This is a genomic window from Micromonospora sp. I033 (genome assembly GCF_053890995.1).
This window is the reverse complement of the sequence record NZ_JBSSLX010000375.1, coordinates 1-2330: the sequence shown is the minus strand read 5'-3', so window position 1 is coordinate 2330 and position 2330 is coordinate 1. Positions and strand designations below refer to the sequence as shown.

The following is a 2330-nucleotide window of genomic DNA, read 5'->3' as shown; positions in this document are numbered from 1 at the left end:
CAGGACGGCTGGGCCGGAGAGCCAGCAGGAGTCGTCGGTGACCGTGACCGTGACGCGGCCGCCGGGGACGTCGACGGTCACCGTGCCGGTCTCGCGACCCGCGTCGCGCAGCGCCACCGCGGCGACCGCGCAGGCGCCGGTGCCGCAGGAGAGCGTCTCGGCCGAGCCCCGCTCGTAGACCCGCATGAGCACGTGCCCGTCGGTGCCCTCGACCGGCTCGGCCGGGGTGGTGAACTCGACGTTCACCCCGGACGGGAAGACCGCCGGATCGACGTCGGGTGCCCGGGTGAGGTCCAGGCCCCCCAGGTCTAGGCTGGCGGGCAGCGCGCAGACCAGGTGCGGGTTGCCCACGTCCACCGCCGCGCCGGTCAGGGTGAGCCCACCCACGGTGGCGGTGGCCGCGTCGTACAGCCGGGGGCGGCGCATCTCGACGGCCACGTCGGCGCCCTCGACCCGGGCGCGGACCAGGCCGGCCCGGGTGGCCAGCGGCAGCGCCGCGCCGGACGGGGTGGCCAGGCCGGTCTCCAGCAGATAGCGGACGAAGACCCGGGCGCCGTTGCCGCACATCTCGGCGAACGAGCCGTCGGAGTTCCAGTAGTCCATGAACCACTCGGCCTCGCCGGCCAACGCCACGCCCTCCGGGTGCTTGGCGGCGCGTACCACGCGCAGCACGCCGTCGCCGCCGAGGCCGCGCCGCCGGTCGCAGAGCGCGGCGACCAGGCCGGGCGTCAGGTCGAGCGCCCCGTCCGGGTCGGGCAGGATGACGAAGTCGTTGCCGGTGCCGTGGCCCTTGGTGAACTCCACGCCTCCATCATTCCCGATGCTCGGCGACCACCCGCAGCGCAGTGTCGAGAAACGTGGGCGAGGCCGAATCCAGCCAGTGGATCCGCGGGTCGCGGCGGAACCAGGAACGCTGCCGGCGGACGAACCGCCGGGTGGCCCGGATGGTCTCCCCGTACGCCTCGGTCTCGGTCAGCTCCCCGGCCAGGAAGCGCAGCACCTGCTGGTAGCCGAGCGCCCGGCTGGCCGTGCGCCCCTCGGGCAGGCCCTCGCCGACCAGGGTCCGCGTCTCGGCGACCAGGCCGTCGGCCCACATCCGGTCCACGCGCAGCGCGATCCGCTCGTCGAGCAGCGCGGTGTCCAGGTCGACGCCGAGCTGCACCGACGGGTAGTACGGCGTCGGGGCGGGCAGCGACGCGGTGAACGGCGCGCCGGTCAGCTCGACGACCTCCAGGGCCCGGACGATGCGCCTGCCGTTGCTGGGCAGGATGCCCGCCGCGGCCACCGGGTCGGCCTCGGCCAGCCGGGCGTGCAGCGGGGCCGGCCCGACCTCGGCCAGCTCCGCCTCCAGCCGCTCCCGCACCACCGGGTCGGTGCCGGGGAACTCGAACTGCTCGAGCACCGCCCGCACGTAGAGCCCGGAGCCGCCGACCAGCAGCGGCACCTTCCCCCGGGCCAGGATGTCGTCGACCGCCGCACGGGCCAGCTTCTGGTATTCCGCGACGCTGGCCGGCTCGGTCACCGGCCAGATGTCGAGCAGGTGGTGCGGCACGCCCTCCCGCTCGGCCGGGGTCAGCTTGGCGGTGCCGATGTCCATGCCCCGGTAGAGCTGCATCGAGTCGGCGTTGACCACCTCGCCGCCGAGGGCGTGCGCCAGGGCGATGCTCAGCGCCGACTTGCCCGCCGCGGTCGGCCCGACCACGGCGACGACAGTCACACCTGCTCCCAGTTGGCCACGAAGTAGGCAACGCCGTAGGGGGCCTGCTGGTAGCTGACGTCCCCGCGCCAGGCACCGCCCGCCGCCCGGGCCGCGCCGGCCAGCACCTGCCAGGGCGCCCGCCCGGCGACCCTCAGCTCCGCCGACAGCACCGGGTCCAGGCCGAGCAGGGCCTCGGCGTCCGCGCCGGCCAGGGCCGCGGCAACCCGCTCGTCGTACGCGGGCGCGCGCAGGTCGTCGTAGCCGGGCGCCTTGGTGCCCCGGCAGGCCGACCCGTCCCCGAGCACCAGCAGTGCGATCCGCCCGTCCGTCGCCGCGACCAGGTCCGCGCCGAGGGCGGCGCACTCGGCCGGTGACGCGTCGGCGGCGACCGCCCGGGCCAGCCGGGGCAGCTCGGTCCCGGACCGGTTCACCAGCCACGCGCCGATGGTCAGGCTCAGCGGCAGGGATTCGATTCCCGAGCAGTTGGTGTGCCAGAGCCGGACATATTGGCGCAGCCCAAAAGGCAGCAGCGATCCGTAGTCGGCGGTGCCGAACCGCTCCGTCTCCGGCCCGGCGCCGACCAGCACGATCACCTCGGGGTCGGCGGCCAGCAGCCGGGCCACCGCCGCGT

The 2330-nt window shown here is 75.5% G+C and carries 3 protein-coding genes; all 3 read right to left on the bottom strand.

Annotation, left to right across the window (positions count from 1 at the left end):
• Positions 1 to 804: diaminopimelate epimerase (gene dapF / locus ACW0Q9_RS30275; protein ID WP_456187148.1), on the bottom strand; the 804-nt coding region annotated here is incomplete at its 3' end.
• 7 nt (positions 805 to 811) lie between these two features.
• Entirely contained in the window at positions 812 to 1831 is a 1020-nt protein-coding gene (gene miaA, locus ACW0Q9_RS30270) for a tRNA (adenosine(37)-N6)-dimethylallyltransferase MiaA (RefSeq protein WP_456187150.1), read from the bottom strand.
• The coding region (locus tag ACW0Q9_RS30265) for a hypothetical protein (RefSeq protein ID WP_456187146.1) at positions 1714 to 2330 on the bottom strand (617 nt) is incomplete at its 5' end. The genes miaA and ACW0Q9_RS30265, both read right to left, overlap by 118 nt.